General features: G+C 34.6%; 31 protein-coding genes. 2 read left to right on the forward strand and 29 right to left on the reverse strand.

From position 1 onward, the window contains the following. Nucleotides 1-566: glycosyltransferase family 4 protein (locus tag FS85_RS0114260; protein ID WP_010137053.1), on the forward strand; the 566-nt coding region annotated here is incomplete at its 5' end. Nucleotides 567-609: 43 nt separating this feature from the next. After that, the gene (locus FS85_RS0114265; protein WP_010137054.1) at nucleotides 610-1,170 is read left to right on the forward strand and encodes an acyl-CoA thioesterase; all 561 of its coding nucleotides are present in this window, start codon (nucleotides 610-612) and stop codon (nucleotides 1,168-1,170) included. A 53-nt stretch (nucleotides 1,171-1,223) separates the two neighbouring features. On the opposite strand, the gene carA is transcribed toward FS85_RS0114265, so the two are convergent. The 29 genes from carA to rplC form a co-directional block, all read right to left on the reverse strand. Then, nucleotides 1,224-2,324, reverse strand: coding sequence for a glutamine-hydrolyzing carbamoyl-phosphate synthase small subunit (gene carA / locus FS85_RS0114270; RefSeq protein ID WP_010137055.1), 1,101 nt, complete (start codon nucleotides 2,322-2,324; stop codon nucleotides 1,224-1,226). A gap of 145 nt (nucleotides 2,325-2,469) precedes the next feature. Then, complete coding sequence (gene rplQ, locus FS85_RS0114280; protein ID WP_010137056.1) at nucleotides 2,470-2,967, reverse strand: 50S ribosomal protein L17; 498 nt, start codon at nucleotides 2,965-2,967, stop codon at nucleotides 2,470-2,472. Nucleotides 2,968-3,095: 128 nt separating this feature from the next. Then, on the reverse strand, nucleotides 3,096-4,088 hold the full coding sequence (locus FS85_RS0114290; RefSeq protein WP_010137057.1) for a DNA-directed RNA polymerase subunit alpha: 993 nt from the start codon (nucleotides 4,086-4,088) through the stop codon (nucleotides 3,096-3,098). Nucleotides 4,089-4,108: 20 nt separating this feature from the next. Next, nucleotides 4,109-4,714, reverse strand: coding sequence for a 30S ribosomal protein S4 (gene rpsD / locus FS85_RS0114295; protein ID WP_010137058.1), 606 nt, complete (start codon nucleotides 4,712-4,714; stop codon nucleotides 4,109-4,111). An 89-nt stretch (nucleotides 4,715-4,803) separates the two neighbouring features. Further along, nucleotides 4,804-5,196: a 30S ribosomal protein S11 gene (rpsK, locus tag FS85_RS0114300; RefSeq protein ID WP_010137059.1), complete on the reverse strand. Its 393-nt coding sequence runs from the start codon at nucleotides 5,194-5,196 to the stop codon at nucleotides 4,804-4,806. A 7-nt stretch (nucleotides 5,197-5,203) separates the two neighbouring features. After that, entirely contained in the window at nucleotides 5,204-5,569 is a 366-nt protein-coding gene (rpsM, locus tag FS85_RS0114305) for a 30S ribosomal protein S13 (protein ID WP_010137060.1), read from the reverse strand. 2 nt (nucleotides 5,570-5,571) lie between these two features. Continuing rightward, the gene (gene ykgO, locus FS85_RS15870; RefSeq protein ID WP_010137061.1) at nucleotides 5,572-5,688 is read right to left on the reverse strand and encodes a type B 50S ribosomal protein L36; all 117 of its coding nucleotides are present in this window, start codon (nucleotides 5,686-5,688) and stop codon (nucleotides 5,572-5,574) included. Nucleotides 5,689-5,776: 88 nt separating this feature from the next. Beyond that, nucleotides 5,777-5,992 carry a translation initiation factor IF-1 gene (gene infA / locus FS85_RS0114310; RefSeq protein ID WP_010137062.1) on the reverse strand — a complete coding sequence of 72 codons (216 nt, stop codon included), beginning with the start codon at nucleotides 5,990-5,992 and terminating at the stop codon, nucleotides 5,777-5,779. A gap of 2 nt (nucleotides 5,993-5,994) precedes the next feature. Further along, on the reverse strand, nucleotides 5,995-7,332 hold the full coding sequence (gene secY / locus FS85_RS0114315) for a preprotein translocase subunit SecY (protein ID WP_010137063.1): 1,338 nt from the start codon (nucleotides 7,330-7,332) through the stop codon (nucleotides 5,995-5,997). A gap of 12 nt (nucleotides 7,333-7,344) precedes the next feature. Continuing rightward, nucleotides 7,345-7,794 carry a 50S ribosomal protein L15 gene (gene rplO, locus FS85_RS0114320; protein ID WP_010137064.1) on the reverse strand — a complete coding sequence of 150 codons (450 nt, stop codon included), beginning with the start codon at nucleotides 7,792-7,794 and terminating at the stop codon, nucleotides 7,345-7,347. A 13-nt stretch (nucleotides 7,795-7,807) separates the two neighbouring features. Next, nucleotides 7,808-7,990 (reverse strand): 50S ribosomal protein L30, encoded by a 183-nt coding sequence (gene rpmD, locus FS85_RS0114325; protein ID WP_010137065.1) that lies wholly within the window; start codon nucleotides 7,988-7,990, stop codon nucleotides 7,808-7,810. A gap of 11 nt (nucleotides 7,991-8,001) precedes the next feature. After that, nucleotides 8,002-8,526 (reverse strand): 30S ribosomal protein S5, encoded by a 525-nt coding sequence (gene rpsE, locus FS85_RS0114330; RefSeq protein WP_139062231.1) that lies wholly within the window; start codon nucleotides 8,524-8,526, stop codon nucleotides 8,002-8,004. A 9-nt stretch (nucleotides 8,527-8,535) separates the two neighbouring features. After that, nucleotides 8,536-8,889, reverse strand: a complete 354-nt coding sequence (rplR, locus tag FS85_RS0114335) for a 50S ribosomal protein L18 (RefSeq protein ID WP_010137067.1) — start codon at nucleotides 8,887-8,889, stop codon at nucleotides 8,536-8,538. A 112-nt stretch (nucleotides 8,890-9,001) separates the two neighbouring features. Beyond that, entirely contained in the window at nucleotides 9,002-9,547 is a 546-nt protein-coding gene (rplF, locus tag FS85_RS0114340) for a 50S ribosomal protein L6 (protein ID WP_010137068.1), read from the reverse strand. A gap of 12 nt (nucleotides 9,548-9,559) precedes the next feature. Further along, entirely contained in the window at nucleotides 9,560-9,958 is a 399-nt protein-coding gene (gene rpsH, locus FS85_RS0114345; RefSeq protein WP_010137069.1) for a 30S ribosomal protein S8, read from the reverse strand. Between the two features lie 136 nt (nucleotides 9,959-10,094). After that, nucleotides 10,095-10,364 carry a 30S ribosomal protein S14 gene (gene rpsN, locus FS85_RS0114350; RefSeq protein ID WP_010137070.1) on the reverse strand — a complete coding sequence of 90 codons (270 nt, stop codon included), beginning with the start codon at nucleotides 10,362-10,364 and terminating at the stop codon, nucleotides 10,095-10,097. A 2-nt stretch (nucleotides 10,365-10,366) separates the two neighbouring features. Further along, nucleotides 10,367-10,918, reverse strand: coding sequence for a 50S ribosomal protein L5 (gene rplE, locus FS85_RS0114355; protein ID WP_010137071.1), 552 nt, complete (start codon nucleotides 10,916-10,918; stop codon nucleotides 10,367-10,369). 2 nt (nucleotides 10,919-10,920) lie between these two features. Then, nucleotides 10,921-11,229: a 50S ribosomal protein L24 gene (gene rplX / locus FS85_RS0114360; protein ID WP_010137073.1), complete on the reverse strand. Its 309-nt coding sequence runs from the start codon at nucleotides 11,227-11,229 to the stop codon at nucleotides 10,921-10,923. Nucleotides 11,230-11,243: 14 nt separating this feature from the next. After that, nucleotides 11,244-11,612, reverse strand: a complete 369-nt coding sequence (rplN, locus tag FS85_RS0114365) for a 50S ribosomal protein L14 (protein ID WP_010137074.1) — start codon at nucleotides 11,610-11,612, stop codon at nucleotides 11,244-11,246. A 1-nt stretch (nucleotide 11,613) separates the two neighbouring features. Next, the gene (gene rpsQ / locus FS85_RS0114370) at nucleotides 11,614-11,871 is read right to left on the reverse strand and encodes a 30S ribosomal protein S17 (protein ID WP_010137075.1); all 258 of its coding nucleotides are present in this window, start codon (nucleotides 11,869-11,871) and stop codon (nucleotides 11,614-11,616) included. Nucleotides 11,872-11,885: 14 nt separating this feature from the next. Beyond that, nucleotides 11,886-12,071 carry a 50S ribosomal protein L29 gene (rpmC, locus tag FS85_RS0114375; protein WP_010137076.1) on the reverse strand — a complete coding sequence of 62 codons (186 nt, stop codon included), beginning with the start codon at nucleotides 12,069-12,071 and terminating at the stop codon, nucleotides 11,886-11,888. Nucleotides 12,072-12,085: 14 nt separating this feature from the next. Further along, on the reverse strand, nucleotides 12,086-12,514 hold the full coding sequence (gene rplP / locus FS85_RS0114380) for a 50S ribosomal protein L16 (RefSeq protein ID WP_010137077.1): 429 nt from the start codon (nucleotides 12,512-12,514) through the stop codon (nucleotides 12,086-12,088). Between the two features lie 26 nt (nucleotides 12,515-12,540). Continuing rightward, the gene (rpsC, locus tag FS85_RS0114385; protein WP_010137078.1) at nucleotides 12,541-13,260 is read right to left on the reverse strand and encodes a 30S ribosomal protein S3; all 720 of its coding nucleotides are present in this window, start codon (nucleotides 13,258-13,260) and stop codon (nucleotides 12,541-12,543) included. Nucleotides 13,261-13,272: 12 nt separating this feature from the next. Then, complete coding sequence (gene rplV / locus FS85_RS0114390) at nucleotides 13,273-13,683, reverse strand: 50S ribosomal protein L22 (protein ID WP_010137080.1); 411 nt, start codon at nucleotides 13,681-13,683, stop codon at nucleotides 13,273-13,275. A gap of 6 nt (nucleotides 13,684-13,689) precedes the next feature. Beyond that, a complete protein-coding gene (rpsS, locus tag FS85_RS0114395) occupies nucleotides 13,690-13,971 on the reverse strand; it encodes a 30S ribosomal protein S19 (protein ID WP_010137082.1) in 282 nt (93 codons plus the stop codon). Between the two features lie 6 nt (nucleotides 13,972-13,977). Next, a complete protein-coding gene (gene rplB / locus FS85_RS0114400; protein WP_010137084.1) occupies nucleotides 13,978-14,805 on the reverse strand; it encodes a 50S ribosomal protein L2 in 828 nt (275 codons plus the stop codon). Between the two features lie 26 nt (nucleotides 14,806-14,831). Beyond that, nucleotides 14,832-15,122 carry a 50S ribosomal protein L23 gene (gene rplW / locus FS85_RS0114405; protein ID WP_010137085.1) on the reverse strand — a complete coding sequence of 97 codons (291 nt, stop codon included), beginning with the start codon at nucleotides 15,120-15,122 and terminating at the stop codon, nucleotides 14,832-14,834. Between the two features lie 11 nt (nucleotides 15,123-15,133). After that, complete coding sequence (gene rplD, locus FS85_RS0114410) at nucleotides 15,134-15,763, reverse strand: 50S ribosomal protein L4 (protein WP_010137086.1); 630 nt, start codon at nucleotides 15,761-15,763, stop codon at nucleotides 15,134-15,136. Further along, entirely contained in the window at nucleotides 15,763-16,380 is a 618-nt protein-coding gene (rplC, locus tag FS85_RS0114415) for a 50S ribosomal protein L3 (protein ID WP_010137087.1), read from the reverse strand. The genes rplD and rplC overlap by 1 nt, the downstream gene beginning before the upstream one ends. Between the last annotated feature and the right edge of the window lie 101 nt (nucleotides 16,381-16,481).

Consider the following 16,481-nt stretch of genomic DNA (forward strand, 5'->3'; position numbering starts at 1 on the left):
GCGATTTGAATATTTCAGAAACAGCTATTGTAGTTACTTGTGTAGGTCATGTAAGACGTGTTAAAGCGATGGACTTGTTTGTTAAAGCTATTGAACATGTAGAATATATTATTGAAAAGGATCTTCATTTTTTATTGGTAGGTAAAGGAACACAAGATGAAACCATGCAAAACTACAAGAATAAAAGCTTATACTCCGACAGAATTCATTTATTGGGACACAGAACAGACATTAAGTCTATTTTAAAGCGAAGCGATATATACGTACAAACTTCTATCAAAGAAGGTTTAGGTAGGGCTATTACAGAAAGTATGTGCCTTGAAAAGCCTATTGTGGTTACAAATGCTGGAGGCTGTACGGAATTAATTAAGGAGGGAGTAAACGGGTATATTGCTGAAAATAAAAATGTAAAATCTATTGCACATAAAATCAGTTTGCTAAGCAATTCTCCTCAACAAAGAGAAGCCTTTGGAAAAGCTAGCATCCAAAGAATACATCAGATTTTTAATATCAATAGTACGGTAGATCAAACATTAGCTTTGTATCGAGAAATTTTAAAAAATTAAGTATAAATACGTAATTTTGTAGCTATACAAAAAACAAACAATTATGTCAGAAACCATTAAAAGTCCTTATGATTCTGCTGTAGAGATTACAGAATTGATGAAACCTGTGCATTCTAATTTTAGTGGAAAGATTCACGGAGGATATATTTTAAATCTAATGGATCAAATAGCTTTTGCTTGTGCCTCAAAATACTCTGGAAAATACGCTGTAACTGCTTCAGTAAATACCGTTAACTTTTTAAACCCTGTAAATGTAGGCGAGTTTTTAACGCTAAAGGCACGTGTAAATTATGTTGGAAATACGTCTATGACCGTTGGGATTAGAGTAGAGTCTGAAAACATACAAACAGGAGTCAAAAAACACTGTAATTCTTCTTATTTTGTAATGGTTGCCAAAGATGATGAAGGAAAAAATGCTGCTGTTCCAAAGCTACATTTAAGAAATTCTGAAGATGTTAGACGTTTTATACGATCTAAAAGTAGGTTAGAAACCAACAAGGCTAGAAGAAAAGCGTATAGTAAAGAAAGTTTTAACTATAAAGAACATTTAAATGAATTAAAGGATCATAATGTACATATAGATCCCTCTTTACAGATTCATTAAAAAACAAATAAGCCATTCTTTTAAGAATGGCTTATTTGTTATATAAATGTTGTCTATTTTTTCATGTTTTCTATAAACTGATCAAACAAATAAGTGGCATCGTTCGGTCCTGGTCCAGCCTCAGGATGGTATTGCACAGAAAAAACATTTTTATTCTTAATTCTAATTCCTGCTACCGTATTGTCATTAAGATGAACATGCGTAATTTCTACATTTTCATTAGTCTCTACATCATCTCTTTTTACAACAAAACCATGGTTTTGAGATGTAATTTCTCCTTTACCTGTAATTAAATTTTTTATTGGATGGTTGATACCTCTGTGACCATTGTGCATTTTGTAGGTAGAAATTCCTTGAGACAATGCAATAATCTGGTGTCCTAAACAAATTCCAAACAAAGGAAGATTTTTATCAATAATAGTTTTTGCAACTTCTTGTGCAGATACTAAAGGCTCTGGATCTCCAGGTCCGTTTGATAAAAAGTATCCATTTGGATTGAAAGCTTGCATATCTTCAAAGGTTGCAGTACAAGGAAATACTTTAATGTAACAATCTCTTTTTGCTAGGTTTCTTAAGATATTCGTCTTAATTCCTAAATCTAAAGCTGCTACCTTATAGGTTGCATTTTCATCACCATAAAAATAAGGTTCTTTTGTAGAGACAGAAGATGCCAACTCTAACCCTTTCATGCTAGGAGCTTCTGCTAGTTTAGCTTTTAGTCCATCTATATTATTTACATCAGTAGAAATTAAAGCATTCATTGCTCCGTTTTCTCTAATATAACTTACTACGGCTCTAGTATCCACATCAGTAATAGAAATCAATCCATGAGCTTCTAAATAAGCTTCTAAAGATCCATTAGAACGTTCTCTAGAGTACTCGTAGCTAAAGTTTCTACATACTAAACCAGCAATTTTAATGCTATTAGACTCTACTTCATCGTTATTTACACCATAGTTTCCAATATGAGCATTGGTAGTTACCATAATTTGACCAAAGTAAGAAGGATCTGTAAAAATTTCCTGGTAACCAGTCATACCTGTATTGTAACAAATTTCTCCAATGGTTGTTCCTTCTACACCTACTGCTTTTCCTTCAAATACAGTTCCGTCCTCTAATAATAAAATTGCTTTTTTTAATTCTTTGTACTTCATAAAAGGTTGTTTTTGTTGTTGGGTGGAGGTTGTTCACCTAAGCTTTCAACAAAGAATGTTTGTAAAAAATATTTGTGCAAATATAAAAAAAGGATAAACTATAAAATAGTTTATCCTTTTGATATTTTGATTTTTAAAAAATCATTTATTCTTCTGTTTGTTTTGGTGCTTCTGTAGCTTCAACTTGGTTATCTGCCGAAGTAGCTTCTGCAGTATCAGTTGTTGCTTTTCTTCTACTTCTACGAGTAGTTTTCTTTTTCTTAGCTCCGTTAGGGTTGTAGATTTCATTATAATCTACCAATTCTACCATTGCCATAGGTGCATTATCACCTTGACGATTCCCTAGCTTGATAATACGAACATATCCACCTGGTCTATCCGCAACTTTTACAGATACTTGCTGAAACAATTCTGTAACTGCATACTTGTTTTTTAACATAGAAAAAACAACTCTACGATTGTGTGTTGTGTCTTCTTTAGACTTTGTAATGATAGGCTCAACAAACTGACGCAAAGCTTTTGCTTTTGCAACTGTTGTGTTGATTCTTTTGTGCTCTATCAAAGAACAAGCCATGTTAGATAACATTGCATTTCTGTGTGCAGTTTTTCTTCCTAAGTGGTTGAATTTTTTTCCGTGTCTCATGATTTCATGATTTTTGCTTTCATCTTGCTTCTATACCCTTTTTGGGGAGCAAACTATGAAAGGATTAATAATTATAGATTGTTAAAGGTAGAAACTGATTTTTATTCAGCTTCTACCTTTTTGTCAAACTAGTCTTTGTCTAATTTGTATTTACTTAAATCCATTCCGAATTGTAAATTCTTTGCATGTACTAATTCGTCTAACTCTGTTAAAGATTTTTTACCAAAGTTTCTAAATTTCATTAAGTCGTTTTTATTAAAAGATACTAAATCTCCTAAAGTTTCAACTTCAGCAGCTTTTAAACAGTTTAATGCACGTACTGACAAGTCCATATCAACCAACTTGGTTTTTAACAACTGTCTCATGTGTAATGACTCTTCGTCATATGTTTCTGTTCTAGCAATTTCATCCGCCTCTAAAGTGATACGCTCATCTGAGAATAACATGAAGTGGTGAATTAAAATTTTAGCAGCTTCTGTTAATGCATCTTTTGGATTTATTGAACCGTCAGTAACAATATCAAAAACTAATTTTTCGTAGTCTGTTTTTTGTTCTACACGATAATTTTCAACAGCATATTTAACATTCTTTATAGGAGTGTAAATAGAGTCTGTAAAAATTGTTCCTAAAGGTACATTTACTTTTTTATTTTCTTCAGCAGGAACAAATCCTCTACCTTTTTCAATAGTAATATCGAAACTGATTGCTACAGAGCTATCTAAGTTACAGATTACTAAATCTGGGTTTAGTACTTGAAATCCTGAAGTAAATTTTTGAATATCACCAGCAGTGATTTGGTTTTGACCTGATACAGATACCGATACTGATTCTTTGTCTGTGTCTTCAATTTGTTGCTTAAAGCGAACTTGCTTTAAGTTCAAAATGATTTCGGTTACATCTTCAACAACACCTTCTACAGTTGAGAACTCATGCTCAACTCCTTCGATGCGTAAAGAAGTAATAGCGAAACCTTCTAAAGACGACAATAATACTCTTCTCAAAGCATTACCTACAGTTAAACCAAAACCTGGTTCTAACGGTCTGAATTCGAATTTACCTTCAAAATCGGTAGATTCGATCATAATAACTTTATCTGGTTTCTGAAAATTTAATATTGCCATAGCTAACTGGTGTCTATTGATTATTTCGAGTACAACTCGACGATTAATTGCTCCTTAATGTTTTCTGGAATTTGAATTCTTTCAGGTACAGCAACAAATGTACCAGTTTTAGTGTCAGAATTCCACGTTAACCACTCATAAACAGCAGAAGAAGCAGCCAAACTACTTTCAATTACTGCAAGTGATTTTGATTTCTCTCTTACACCTACAACATCACCTGGCTTTAATTGGTAAGATGGTATGTTAACGATATCTCCGTTAACAGTAATATGTCTATGAGATACTAATTGACGAGCTCCTCTTCTAGAGTTTGCCAATCCCATTCTAAATACAGTATTGTCTAAACGTGATTCACATAACTGTAACAAAACCTCACCCGTAATTCCTTTACTAGCTGATGCTTTTTTAAACAAGTTAGAAAACTGACGTTCTAAGATTCCGTAAGTGTACTTTGCTTTTTGTTTTTCTTGTAACTGTAAAGAGTATTCAGAACGTTTTGCTCTTTTCTTAGCCTGACCATGTTGCCCTGGAGGATAGTTACGTTTTTCGAAAGACTTGTCATCACCAAAAATTGCTTCTCCAAACTTACGAGCAATTTTAGTTTTTGGTCCGTTGTATCTTGCCATAATAAAAAAATTAAAAACTGACAGTTATGAATTAAGGCGTGTTCCTTCGATAACTTTTGTTGTCAGTCTATTGTTAATAAATATAAAAATTAGATTCTTCTTCTTTTAGGAGGACGACATCCGTTGTGTGGTAATGGAGTTACATCGATGATCTCTGAAACTTCAATTCCTGCATTGTGAATGGTACGAATAGCAGATTCTCTTCCGTTTCCTGGTCCTTTTACATAAACTTTTACTTTACGCAACCCTAATTCATGTGCTACTGCAGCACAATCTTCAGCGGCTGTTTGTGCAGCATAAGGAGTGTTCTTTTTAGAACCACGGAATCCCATTTTACCAGCAGATGACCAAGAAATTACATCTCCTTTTTTATTGGTTAAAGAAATGATGATGTTGTTAAATGAAGCGGTAATGTGAGCTTCTCCAACAGCTTCAACGATAACTTTACGTTTTTTAGCGGTCTTTGTATTAGATTTAGCCATAACTTAATTATTTCTTTTTGTTCGCTACAGTTTTACGTTTTCCTTTTCTTGTTCTAGAGTTGTTTTTGGTTCTTTGACCTCTTAACGGTAATCCAGCTCTGTGACGGATTCCTCTAAAACATCCAATATCCATTAAACGCTTAATGTTCATTTGGATTTCTGAACGCAATTCACCTTCAATAGTAAAAGTTCCTGCTTGTTCACGAATTGCTCCAATTTGATCATCTGTCCAATCTTGAACTTTGATGTTCTCATCTACTCCAGCGTTTGCTAAAATCTCTTTAGCTCTTGTTTTTCCGATTCCAAAAATGTAAGTTAATGCGATAACTCCTCTTTTGTTTTTTGGAATGTCAATACCTGAAATTCTTGCCATAACTAACCTTGTCTTTGTTTGAATCTAGGATTCTTTTTATTGATTACATATAATCTGCCTTTTCTACGCACAATTTTGCACTCGGCACTTCTTTTTTTAATTGATGTTCTTACTTTCATCTTTATAATAGTTTCTAAAGTTTGTAAAGTTGAAAGTTTATAAAGTTGATCCTTTCAACTTTTAACTTTAAACTTTTTAACTCTTATGTTAATATCTATAAGTTATACGAGCCTTTGATAAATCATAAGGACTCATTTCTAACTTAACCTTATCTCCTGGTAACAACTTAATATAATGCATACGCATTTTACCTGATATGTGAGCAGTAACGATATGCCCATTTTCTAATTCAACACGAAACATTGCATTAGACAAAGCTTCTGTAATGGTTCCGTCTTGTTGGATGGATGCTTGTTTTGCCATAGTTAAACTGTCGTTTTTCTTTTAGTTCCGGTTTTCATTAACCCATCGTAATGTCTGTTTAGCAAATACGAATTAATTTGTTGGATAGTATCGATTGCAACACCTACCATAATAATTAATGAAGTACCTCCATAAAACAATGCCCAGTTTTGTTGAACACCAAAATGAACTACAATCGCTGGGAAAACAGCCAGCAAAGCTAAGAAAATAGATCCAGGTAACGTAATTTTTGACAAAATACTATCTAATTTTTCTGCAGTTTCTTCTCCAGGTCTTACTCCAGGTATGAATCCTCCACTCTTTTTTAGATCATCGGCCATTTTATTTGTAGGAATTGTAATTGCTGTATAGAAATAACTAAATACAATAATCAATACACAAAACAAAATATTATAACCCCATCCATTAAAATCAGATAATGCATTGAATACTGTTTGCAACGTACCATCAGTGTTTCTTGCAATTAATCCAGGAACAAACATAATAGCTTGTGCAAAGATAATTGGCATTACTCCGGCTGAATTTAATTTTAAAGGAATATACTGTCTTGCTCCTTGAGCATCATCTATAGTTCCTACAACAGTACGTCTTGCGTATTGCACTGCAATTTTTCTTACAGCTGTTACCAATAATATACTCGCCAAAATAATGGCAAACCATACAATAATTTCTAATAAAATCATCATCAATCCTCCAGCTGCATCTCCTGATACTTTAGAAATTACCTCTTGAGCAAATGCTCCTGGGAAACGAGCTATAATTCCAATCATAATTAACAACGAAATTCCGTTACCAATTCCTTTTTCAGTTATACGCTCTCCCAACCACATTGCAAAAATGGTTCCTGCTGTTAACAAAATCATTGAAGAAATCCAGAACATACCTCCTTGACCTAACAAATATGCTTCTGCCGGAATTCCCAAAGTTGGCAAACTTGTCAAATAAGCTCCCCCTTGTACAATGGTAATAGCAATGGTCAACCAACGTGTAATTTGGTTGATTTTATTTCTACCGCTTTCACCATCTTTTTGTAATTTTTGTAAATAAGGAACAGCAATTCCCATTAACTGAACCACAATAGATGCTGATATATACGGCATAATCCCAAGAGCCATAATAGAAGCTCTTGAGAATGCACCACCTGTAAATGCGCTTAATAAACCTAAAAGTCCATCTGATGTTGAATTACCTAAGGCTGTTAATTGTTGTGGATCTATTCCTGGCAAAGTTACTTGAGCCATAAATCTATATACAATCATTAAACCAATGGTTAATTTGATTTTTCCTTTTAATTCATCAATAGACCAAATGTCTTTTAGTGTTTGGATAAATTTCTTCATCTACTTATGTAATTATAAAGCTACAGCTTCTCCTCCAGCAGCTTCGATAGCAGCTTTTGCAGATCCTGTAAATTTGTGAGCAGTTACGTTTAATTTAGCTTTTAGCTCTCCACCGCCCAAAATCTTTACTAAGTCATTTTTACTAGCCAAACCGTTTTCAACCAATACAGTTAAATCTACTGTATCTGTAACTTTACCATTGTCTACCAATGCTTGTAATTTATCTAAGTTAATCCCCTGGTATTCCTTACGGTTTACGTTGGTAAATCCAAACTTAGGTACTCTTCTTTGCAATGGCATCTGACCTCCTTCGAATCCTACTTTTCTAGAATAACCCGAACGAGACTTTGCTCCTTTATGTCCTCTTGTAGCAGTTCCACCGTGTCCAGAACCTTCACCTCTTGCGATACGTTTGCTGCTTTTTACAGAACCTTTAGCAGGTTTTAAATTATTTAAACTCATAATTTTCTATATCTTATTTAATTTCTTCTACAGAAATTAAGTGTTTAACTTTACTAACCATTCCACTAATTGATGGAGTTGCTTCGTGTTCTACAACTTTACCAATTCTTGTTAAACCTAACGCTTCTAAAGTTCTCTTCTGAGTTTGCGTACGATTAATTTGGCTTTTTACTTGTGTTATCTTTAATTTTCCCATGGTATTCAATATTAACCGTTAAAAACTTTGTCTAAAGAAATACCTCTTTCCGCAGCTACTTGTTGTGGACTTCTTAACTGTAATAGTGCATCAAAAGTTGCTTTTACTACGTTATGAGGGTTTGATGATCCTTGAGACTTTGATAATACATCGTGTACTCCTACTGATTCTAATACTGCACGCACAGCACCACCAGCAATAACTCCAGTACCGTGAGCAGCTGGTAGTAATAATACCTTAGACCCACCAAACTTACCTTTTTGTTCATGAGGTAAAGTTGCGTTTAATAATGGAATACGAACTAAGTTTTTCTTAGCTTCTTCTACAGCCTTAGCAATTGCAGATGCAACATCTAAAGATTTACCAGATCCGTAACCTACAACTCCTTCTCCGTTTCCTACAACTACAATTGCAGAAAATCCAAAAGTACGTCCTCCTTTTGTAACCTTAGTTACACGGTTTACAGCTACTAAGCGATCTACTAATTCTAATCCGCTTGGCTTAACTCTTTCTACGTTTTTATATCCTTGCATAATATAACTTTCTTAAAATTTTAAACCAGCTTCTCTAGCTGCTTCAGCTAATGCTTTTACTCTACCATGGTATAAGTAACCATTTCTATCAAATGCAACAGTTTCAACTCCTGCTGTAGCAGCTTTTTCAGCAATTGCTTTACCTACCAAGGCAGCTACTTCAATTTTAGTTCCTTTTGCATCGATTCCTTTATCTCTTGATGATACAGAAGCTAATGTTACTCCTGCGTTGTCATCTACTAATTGAGCGTAAATTTCTTTATTACTTCTAAACACAGATAATCTTGGTCTAGCAGCTGTTCCTTCAGAAATCTTTCTAATTCTACGCTTAATTCTTTGTCTTCTTTCAAGCTTTGATAATGCCATAATTTATTAGATTTTAGAATTTAGATTTTTAGATTTTAGATTTTAGAACTTGTCTCAATACAATAATTGTTACTTGTTTCTAATTTCTTACATCTGTCATCTAATATCTTAATTACGCAGATTTACCTGCTTTTCTTCTTAATTCTTCACCTACAAACTTAATTCCTTTTCCTTTGTACGGTTCAGGTTTACGGAAAGAACGAATCTTTGCAGCTACTTGACCTACCAATTGCTTATCGAAAGAAGTAAGTTTTACGATTGGGTTTTTCCCTTTTTCTGAAACTGTTTCTACTTTTACTTCTGGTGCAATACTCAACACAATGTTGTGAGAGAAACCAATAGCTAAGTCTAAAACATTTCCTTGATTAGAAGCTCTATATCCTACACCGACCAACTCTAATTCTTTAGTCCATCCTGTAGAAACTCCTTGTATCATATTGTTGATCAAAGCTCTATACAAACCATGTTTAGCTCTGTGTGCTTTGGATTCTGAAGGTCTATCCAAAACAATAGATCCATCTTCTTCTTTTACAGAGATACCATCTGTAAGCTCTTGAGATAATTCTCCTAATTTTCCTTTTACTGTAACTGTGTCTCCGTTAATAGAAACGGTTACACCAGCTGGAATTGCGATTGGGCTTTTTCCTATTCTTGACATACCTTTCTAATTTTAATAAACGTGACAAATTACTTCTCCACCAACGTTTTCACGTTTCGCTTGCTTAGACGTCATTACTCCTTTAGAAGTAGAAACGATAGCAATACCTAATCCGTTTAAAACTCTTGGCAAATCCTCAACACCTACGTACTGACGTAAACCTGGAGTTGAGATTCTTTCAATCTTCTTGATTACTGATTCGTTTGTTTCAGGATTGTATTTTAAAGCGATTTTGATAGAACCTTGTACTTCGTTCTCTTCAAATTTATAGCTTAAAATATATCCTTGATCAAAAAGAATTTCTGTAATTGCTTTTTTGATTTTTGATGCAGGTACTTCAACTACTCTGTGTCCTGCTAAATAAGCGTTTCTTACTCTTGTTAAGAAATCTGCTATTGGATCTGTATACATAATATTTGTATTGGTTTAGATTATCGCCGAGTTAGGTATTAGTGTTTAAATTTTAGTAATCAGATATATGCATGCTGATTACTAAAATCTAATACCTACTTTCAGGTTAGCATCTAAAATTTAATTCTTAAAAATTTTACCAACTTGCTTTTGTAACACCTGGAATTAATCCTTTGTTTGCCATTTCACGGAACGTTACACGAGAAATACCAAATTGTCTCATGTATCCTTTTGGTCTTCCTGTTAACTTACAACGATTGTGTTTACGGATTGGCGATGCATTTTTTGGTAATTTTTGCAACGCTTCGTAATCACCAGCTTCTTTTAAAGCTTTTCGTTTTTCAGCATATTTGGCAACTGTTTTAGCTCTTTTTCTTTCACGAGCTTTCATTGATTCTTTAGCCATGATTAGTTCTTTTTAAATGGTAAACCTAATTCTGTTAATAAAGACTTTGCTTCTTTATCGGTTGCTGCAGTAGTTACAAAAGTAATGTCCATACCTCCGATTTTTTTCACTTGGTCAATATTGATTTCAGGGAAAATAATTTGTTCTGTTATACCTAAATTATAGTTTCCACGTCCATCGAATCCAGTAGCTTTGATACCATTAAAATCTCTTACACGAGGTAAAGATGCTGTAATCAAACGGTCTAAAAATTCATACATTTTTATTCCACGTAAAGTTACTTTTGCACCAATAGGCATTCCTTTACGTAATTTAAAAGATGCAACGTCTTTTTTAGACAAAGTTGCTACTGCTTTTTGTCCTGAAATAGTAGTCAACTCTTCTACAGCGTATTCTACTAGTTTTTTATCTGCAATTGCTGCTCCAACTCCTTTAGAGATTACTATTTTCTCTAATTTAGGAACCTGCATTACATTGCTATATCCGTACTCCTCTGTTAAGGCTGCCTTAACTCTATCGTTGTACTCTTGCTTAAGTCTTGGAATATAACTCATGATTAAATTGCTTTATCTGTTTTTTTAGAAAAACGCACTTTTTTCCCATCTTCAAATCTGTACCCTACTCTAGTAACTTCTCCGTTTTCTACAATAGCTAAATTTGATATTGGTAAAGCTGCTTCTTTCTCTATAATTCCACCTTGAGGGTTCTGAGCACTTGGCTTTGTGTGTTTCTTAACTAAGTTTACACCTTCAACAATCGCTTTGTTATCCTTCGTTAAAATCTTAACGATTTTTCCCTCTTTTCCTTTTTGATCTCCAGCAATAACTCTTACTGTATCTCCTGATTTTAATTTAAACTTTGCCATTTGAATTTCAAATTTTAAAGCACCTCAGGTGCTAATGATACAATTTTCATGAATTGCTTATCACGAAGTTCTCTTGCAACAGGTCCAAAAACACGAGTTCCTGACATTTCTCCTGCAGCGTTTAACAATACACATGCATTGTCATCAAAACGAATGTATGATCCGTCTTTTCTTCTTACCTCTTTAGAAGTACGAACTACTACTGCTTTAAAAACTTGACCTTTCTTAGCGTTACCATTAGGAGTAGAAGATTTTACACTTACTACGATTTTATCACCTAAAGATGCATAACGCTTTCCTGTACCTCCTAAAACACGGATCACTAAAACTTCTTTAGCTCCAGTGTTGTCTGCTACGTTTAATCTTGATTCTGTTTGTAACATATTATTTCGCTCTTTCTAGGATTTCTACTAATCTCCAACGCTTAGATTTACTTAAAGGTCGTGTTTCCATGATTCTTACAGTATCTCCAATGTTGCAGTCGTTTGTTTCATCGTGTGCAACGTACTTCTTAGTGTTCAATACGAACTTTCCGTACATTGGGTGTTTTACCTTCTTAACTTCAGATACAACAATAGACTTGTCCATTTTATTGCTAGATACAACACCAATTCTTTCTTTTCTAAGATTTCTATTTTCCATCTTGTAAAATTCTATTATTGTCTGTTATTTAACTCAGTTGCTACTCTTGCCACAGTTCTTCTAAGCGTTCTTAACTCTAATGGATTCTCTAATGGAGAGATAGCATGAGCCATTTTAAGATCTGAATAGTTCTTTTTAAGAGTTGCTAATTTTTCTTGTAAATCAGCTACTGATAATTGTTTAATTTCTGCTTGTTTCATTACTCTTTTAGATATTAAGCGTTATCATAATCTCTCGCAACAATGAACTTAGTTTTCACTGGCATTTTTTGAGCTGCTAAACGTAATGCTTCTTTAGCAACAGCAAAAGGAACACCTCCGATTTCAAACAATATTCTACCAGGCTTTACTACAGCTACGAAATATTCTGGGGCACCTTTACCTTTACCCATACGTACTTCTAAAGGCTTTTTAGTAATAGGCTTGTCTGGAAATATTTTAATCCATAACTGACCTTCCCTTTTCATATAACGAGTTGCTGCAATACGCGCTGCTTCTATTTGTCTTGAAGTAATTAAAGCTTGCTCCAATGATTTGATACCAAACATCCCGTAGGCTAATTGGTTTCCTCTCATGGCATTCCCCTTTAAATTACCTTTACCTTTCTGTACCTTACGATACTTTACTCTTTTAGGCTGTAACATTTCTAAATTCTAATTTTTGTGAAAAATTATTTTCTTTTACGAGGTCCTCTTTTAGCACCAGTGTTACCACCTTTACCTCCAGATTTTTTAGCCATTCCTACTAAAGGAGACAACTCACGTTTTCCGTATACCTCGCCTTTCATAATCCATACTTTAACTCCCAGTCTCCCGTAAGTAGTATGAGCTTCAACCAAAGCATAATCAATATCAGCTCTAAAAGTAGATAAAGGAATTCTACCTTCTTTGTAGTGCTCTGAACGTGCCATTTCAGCACCATTTAAACGTCCAGAAATCTGAATCTTGATTCCTTCTGCGTTCATACGCATAGTTCCCGCAATAGCCATTTTGATTGCTCTTCTGTAAGAGATTCTGTTCTCAATTTGACGAGCAATACTTGCAGCAACCAACTGAGCATCTAACTCAGGACGCTTAATTTCAAAAATATTGATCTGTACCTCGTTTCCAGTTAACTTCTTAAGCTCTTCTTTTAACTTGTCTACCTCTTGTCCGCCTTTTCCGATAATAATACCAGGTCTAGCAGTAGTGATAGTAACGGTTACAAGTTTCAAAGTACGCTCTATAATAATTCTAGAAACACTAGCTTTGTATAATCTTGCGTTAAGGTACTTTCTTATCTTATCGTCTTCAGCAATTTTATCTCCGTAGTCATTACCTCCGTACCAGTTTGAGTCCCATCCTCTGATGATTCCTAAACGATTTCCTATTGGATTAGTCTTTTGTCCCATTTCTACTTATGATTATTTGCTTTCTTCAACGTTTTTACTTCCCAACACAATTGTTACGTGATTAGAACGCTTACGAATTCTATGTGCACGACCTTGTGGTGCTGGTCTTAATCTCTTTAACATTGCTGCAGAATCTACAGTAATTGTCTTTACATATAAATTAGCTTCTTCAATGCTAGCATCTTCATTTTTTTGTTGCCAGTTTGCAATTGCAGATAACAACAATTTCTCAACGTTTACAGATGCTTCTTTAGAGCTAAACTTCAAGATTTGTAAAGCTTTTTCAACCTCTACTCCTCTTACTAAATCTGCCACCAATCTCATTTTTCTTGGTGATGTAGGACAACCAGTCAATTTAGCGAAAGCAACACCTTTCTTAGCTTCCTTGATCTGTTTTGCCATATTGTGTTTACGAACTCCCATATCCTACTATTTTTTTCCTTTATTTTTCTTGTCTGCACCATGTCCTCTAAAGGTACGTGTTGGCGAAAACTCTCCTAATTTATGACCTACCATGTTTTCTGTAACATATACCGGTACAAATGTTCTTCCGTTGTGAACTCCTATTGTTTGCCCAACGAAATCTGGAGTAATCATCGAAGCTCTTGACCATGTTTTGATCACATTTTTACTTCCTGACTCTGCATTTGCAATTACTCTCTTCTCAAGTTTATGAAAAATGTAAGGTCCTTTTTTTAATGAACGTGCCATGTCTTCTTATTTTTTTCTACGTTCTAAAATATACTTATTACTCGCTTTTGTCTTAGATCTTGTCTTGTATCCTTTTGCTGGAATACCATTTCTAGATCTTGGATGACCTCCTGAAGAACGTCCTTCTCCACCTCCCATTGGGTGATCAACTGGGTTCATTCTTACAGCGTTAGTTCTTGGTCTTCTACCTAACCATCTAGATCTACCTGCTTTACCAGAAACTAGTAATTGGTGATCTGAGTTTGAAACAACCCCGATAGTTGCGATACAAGTCAACAAGATCAATCTTGTTTCACCCGACGGTAACTTTACAGTAGCATACTTTCCTTCTTTTGCCATTAACTGTGCAAAAGATCCTGCAGAACGAGCCATTACAGCTCCTTGACCTGGTCTTAACTCAATACAACAAATAGTTGTACCTAAAGGAATGTTTGCCAAAGGCATTGCATTACCTACATCCGGAGTAACTCCCTCTTGCCCGCTTACGATAGTTTGTCCTACCTGTAATCCTGCCTGAGCAATAACGTATCTTTTTTCTCCATCAGTATACTCTACTAATGCAATAAATGCAGTACGGTTTGGATCGTACTCAATTGTTTTCACAGTAGCTTCAACACCAAACTTATCTCTATTAAAATCGATAAGACGGTATCTTTTCTTATGACCACCACCTACGTAGCGCATTGTCATTCTACCACTGTTGTTTCGACCTCCAGATCTTTTTTTCGGTGCCAATAATGACTTTTCCGGCTTATCAGTAGTAATAGCGTCGAACCCATTTACTACTCTAAAACGCTGACCTGGTGTGATTGGTTTTAATTTTCTAACTGACATGTTAAAACTTAAAATTATTTAATTAATTAAATATTGCTGTAAAAGTCAATATTCTCTCCTTCAGCTACCTCTACGATAGCTTTTTTATATGCAGATATCTTAGATTCAACTACACCTTTTTTAGTGTATTTTGTTGAACGCTTTACTGGATATATCATTGTTCTTACCTTCTCTACTGAAACTCCGTAAGCTGCTTCAACAGCCTCTTTAATCTCAATTTTATTGGCTCTCTTATCCACAACAAATGTATAACGGTTTAACAACTCGCTATCTTTGGTTGCTTTCTCTGTAATAATAGGTTTTACTAAAATACTCATAACTGACCTCCCTATTTACTTAAATTAGATTCAATACCTGCAATTGCTCCTTCTAACAAAACAACTTTGTTTGCGTTTAATACTTTATAAGTATTTAACTCATCAGAAGTTACAACCTCAGAACCTTTTAAATTTCTTGATGACAAGTACACGTTGTTATTAGCTTCTCCTAACACAAAAAGTGTTTTTTGGTTATCCAACTCTAAAGCTTTTAATACGTTTACGAATTCTTTCGTTTTTGGAGCTTCAAAATTAAAGTCTTCAACTACGATAATGTTAGCATCTTTTGCTTGCAAACTAAAGGCAGACTTTCTAGCCAAACGCTTTAAGTTTTTATTCAATTTAAAAGAGTAATCTCTGTTTCTAGGTCCAAAAATCCTACCTCCTCCTCTAAATACAGGAGACTTGATAGATCCTGCACGTGCAGTACCTGTACCTTTTTGCTTTTTAATTTTTCTTGTAGAACCAGCTATCTCACCTCTTTCTTTTGCTTTGTGAGTTCCTTGTCTTTTATTTGCCAAGTGTTGCTTTACATCTAAGTAAATTGCATGATCATTTGGCTCTATAGCAAACACAGCATCAGATAACTCTACCTCACGCCCTGTGTTTTTTCCTGTATAATCTAAAACTGCTACTTTCATTATTTCTCGATAGTTAAGTAAGAGTTCTTAGCTCCAGGAACACATCCTTTTACTACGATTAAGTTCTTGTCTGCAACAACTTTTAAAACTCTTAAGTTTTCAACTTTTACTCTGTCTCCACCCATTCTTCCTGCCATACGCATTCCTTTGAATACACGTGCAGGGTAAGATGCAGCACCAATAGAACCAGGAGCTCTTAAACGGTTGTGTTGACCATGTGTTTGCTGACCAACTCCTCCAAACCCATGACGTTTTACCACACCTTGGAAACCTTTACCTTTAGAGATCCCTGTAATATCTACAAACTCTCCCTCTACAAACAAGTCAACACCTACAGTGTCTCCTAAATTTAACTCCTCATCAAAACCTTTAAACTCAACAACTTTCTTCTTAGAAGCAGTACCTGCTTTTGCAAAGTGACCTTGCAATGCTTTGGTAGTGTTCTTATCAGACTTGTCATCGAAACCTAATTGGATAGCTTCATAACCATCTACCTCTTCGGTTCTGACTTGGGTAACTACACATGGACCAGCTTGAATCACAGTACAAGGAATATTCTTCCCGTTCTCGTCAAAAATGCTAGTCATTCCGATTTTTTTTCCTATTAACCCAGACATTATTTAAAATTAATTATTAATTGATTTATTTTCCTTTTAACGACTTAACACCTTGGTTTTTAGCCAAAAAAATGAGCGAAAAACACAGATTATTCATAGAT

The organism is Ochrovirga pacifica (genome assembly GCF_000220525.1).
GTDB classification, from domain to species: Bacteria; Bacteroidota; Bacteroidia; order Flavobacteriales; family Flavobacteriaceae; genus Ochrovirga; species Ochrovirga pacifica.

Excerpts from the sequence above, each read along its gene's own strand:
- rplV (WP_010137080.1), bottom strand. The coding sequence starts at position 13,683 with ATGGGAGTTCGTAAACACAATATGGCAAAACAGATCAAGGAAGCTAAG.
- FS85_RS0114265 (WP_010137054.1), top strand. The coding sequence starts at position 610 with ATGTCAGAAACCATTAAAAGTCCTTATGATTCTGCTGTAGAGATTACA.
- rplE (WP_010137071.1), bottom strand. The coding sequence starts at position 10,918 with ATGAGTTATATTCCAAGACTTAAGCAAGAGTACAACGATAGAGTTAAG.
- FS85_RS0114290 (WP_010137057.1), bottom strand. The coding sequence starts at position 4,088 with ATGGCAATATTAAATTTTCAGAAACCAGATAAAGTTATTATGATCGAA.
- rplC (WP_010137087.1), bottom strand. The coding sequence starts at position 16,380 with ATGTCTGGGTTAATAGGAAAAAAAATCGGAATGACTAGCATTTTTGAC.
- rpmD (WP_010137065.1), bottom strand. The coding sequence starts at position 7,990 with ATGGGAAAATTAAAGATAACACAAGTAAAAAGCCAAATTAATCGTACG.
- rplQ (WP_010137056.1), bottom strand. The coding sequence starts at position 2,967 with ATGAGACACGGAAAAAAATTCAACCACTTAGGAAGAAAAACTGCACAC.
- rplD (WP_010137086.1), bottom strand. The coding sequence starts at position 15,763 with ATGAAAGTAGCAGTTTTAGATTATACAGGAAAAAACACAGGGCGTGAG.
- rpsC (WP_010137078.1), bottom strand. The coding sequence starts at position 13,260 with ATGGGACAAAAGACTAATCCAATAGGAAATCGTTTAGGAATCATCAGA.
- rpsS (WP_010137082.1), bottom strand. The coding sequence starts at position 13,971 with ATGGCACGTTCATTAAAAAAAGGACCTTACATTTTTCATAAACTTGAG.
- rpsN (WP_010137070.1), bottom strand. The coding sequence starts at position 10,364 with ATGGCTAAAGAATCAATGAAAGCTCGTGAAAGAAAAAGAGCTAAAACA.
- rpsH (WP_010137069.1), bottom strand. The coding sequence starts at position 9,958 with ATGTATACAGATCCAATAGCAGATTTCTTAACAAGAGTAAGAAACGCT.
- ykgO (WP_010137061.1), bottom strand. The coding sequence starts at position 5,688 with ATGAAAGTAAGAACATCAATTAAAAAAAGAAGTGCCGAGTGCAAAATT.
- rplW (WP_010137085.1), bottom strand. The coding sequence starts at position 15,122 with ATGAGTATTTTAGTAAAACCTATTATTACAGAGAAAGCAACCAAAGAT.
- rplO (WP_010137064.1), bottom strand. The coding sequence starts at position 7,794 with ATGAGTTTAAATAATTTAAAACCTGCTAAAGGTTCTGTAAAAAGCAGC.
- secY (WP_010137063.1), bottom strand. The coding sequence starts at position 7,332 with ATGAAGAAATTTATCCAAACACTAAAAGACATTTGGTCTATTGATGAA.
- rpsQ (WP_010137075.1), bottom strand. The coding sequence starts at position 11,871 with ATGGAAAATAGAAATCTTAGAAAAGAAAGAATTGGTGTTGTATCTAGC.
- rplX (WP_010137073.1), bottom strand. The coding sequence starts at position 11,229 with ATGGCAAAGTTTAAATTAAAATCAGGAGATACAGTAAGAGTTATTGCT.
- rplF (WP_010137068.1), bottom strand. The coding sequence starts at position 9,547 with ATGTCAAGAATAGGAAAAAGCCCAATCGCAATTCCAGCTGGTGTAACC.
- carA (WP_010137055.1), bottom strand. The coding sequence starts at position 2,324 with ATGAAGTACAAAGAATTAAAAAAAGCAATTTTATTATTAGAGGACGGA.
- rplN (WP_010137074.1), bottom strand. The coding sequence starts at position 11,612 with ATGTTACAAACAGAATCAAGATTAAACGTAGCAGACAACACTGGAGCT.
- rpsD (WP_010137058.1), bottom strand. The coding sequence starts at position 4,714 with ATGGCAAGATACAACGGACCAAAAACTAAAATTGCTCGTAAGTTTGGA.
- rplP (WP_010137077.1), bottom strand. The coding sequence starts at position 12,514 with ATGTTACAGCCTAAAAGAGTAAAGTATCGTAAGGTACAGAAAGGTAAA.
- infA (WP_010137062.1), bottom strand. The coding sequence starts at position 5,992 with ATGGCAAAACAAGCATCCATCCAACAAGACGGAACCATTACAGAAGCT.
- rpsM (WP_010137060.1), bottom strand. The coding sequence starts at position 5,569 with ATGGCAAGAATTTCAGGTATTGACATTCCAAAAAACAAAAGAGGAGTT.
- rplB (WP_010137084.1), bottom strand. The coding sequence starts at position 14,805 with ATGTCAGTTAGAAAATTAAAACCAATCACACCAGGTCAGCGTTTTAGA.
- rplR (WP_010137067.1), bottom strand. The coding sequence starts at position 8,889 with ATGGCATTATCAAAGCTTGAAAGAAGACAAAGAATTAAGCGTAGAATT.
- rpmC (WP_010137076.1), bottom strand. The coding sequence starts at position 12,071 with ATGAAACAAGCAGAAATTAAACAATTATCAGTAGCTGATTTACAAGAA.
- rpsK (WP_010137059.1), bottom strand. The coding sequence starts at position 5,196 with ATGGCTAAATCTAATACAAAGACCGCTAAAAAACGTAAAGTTATCGTT.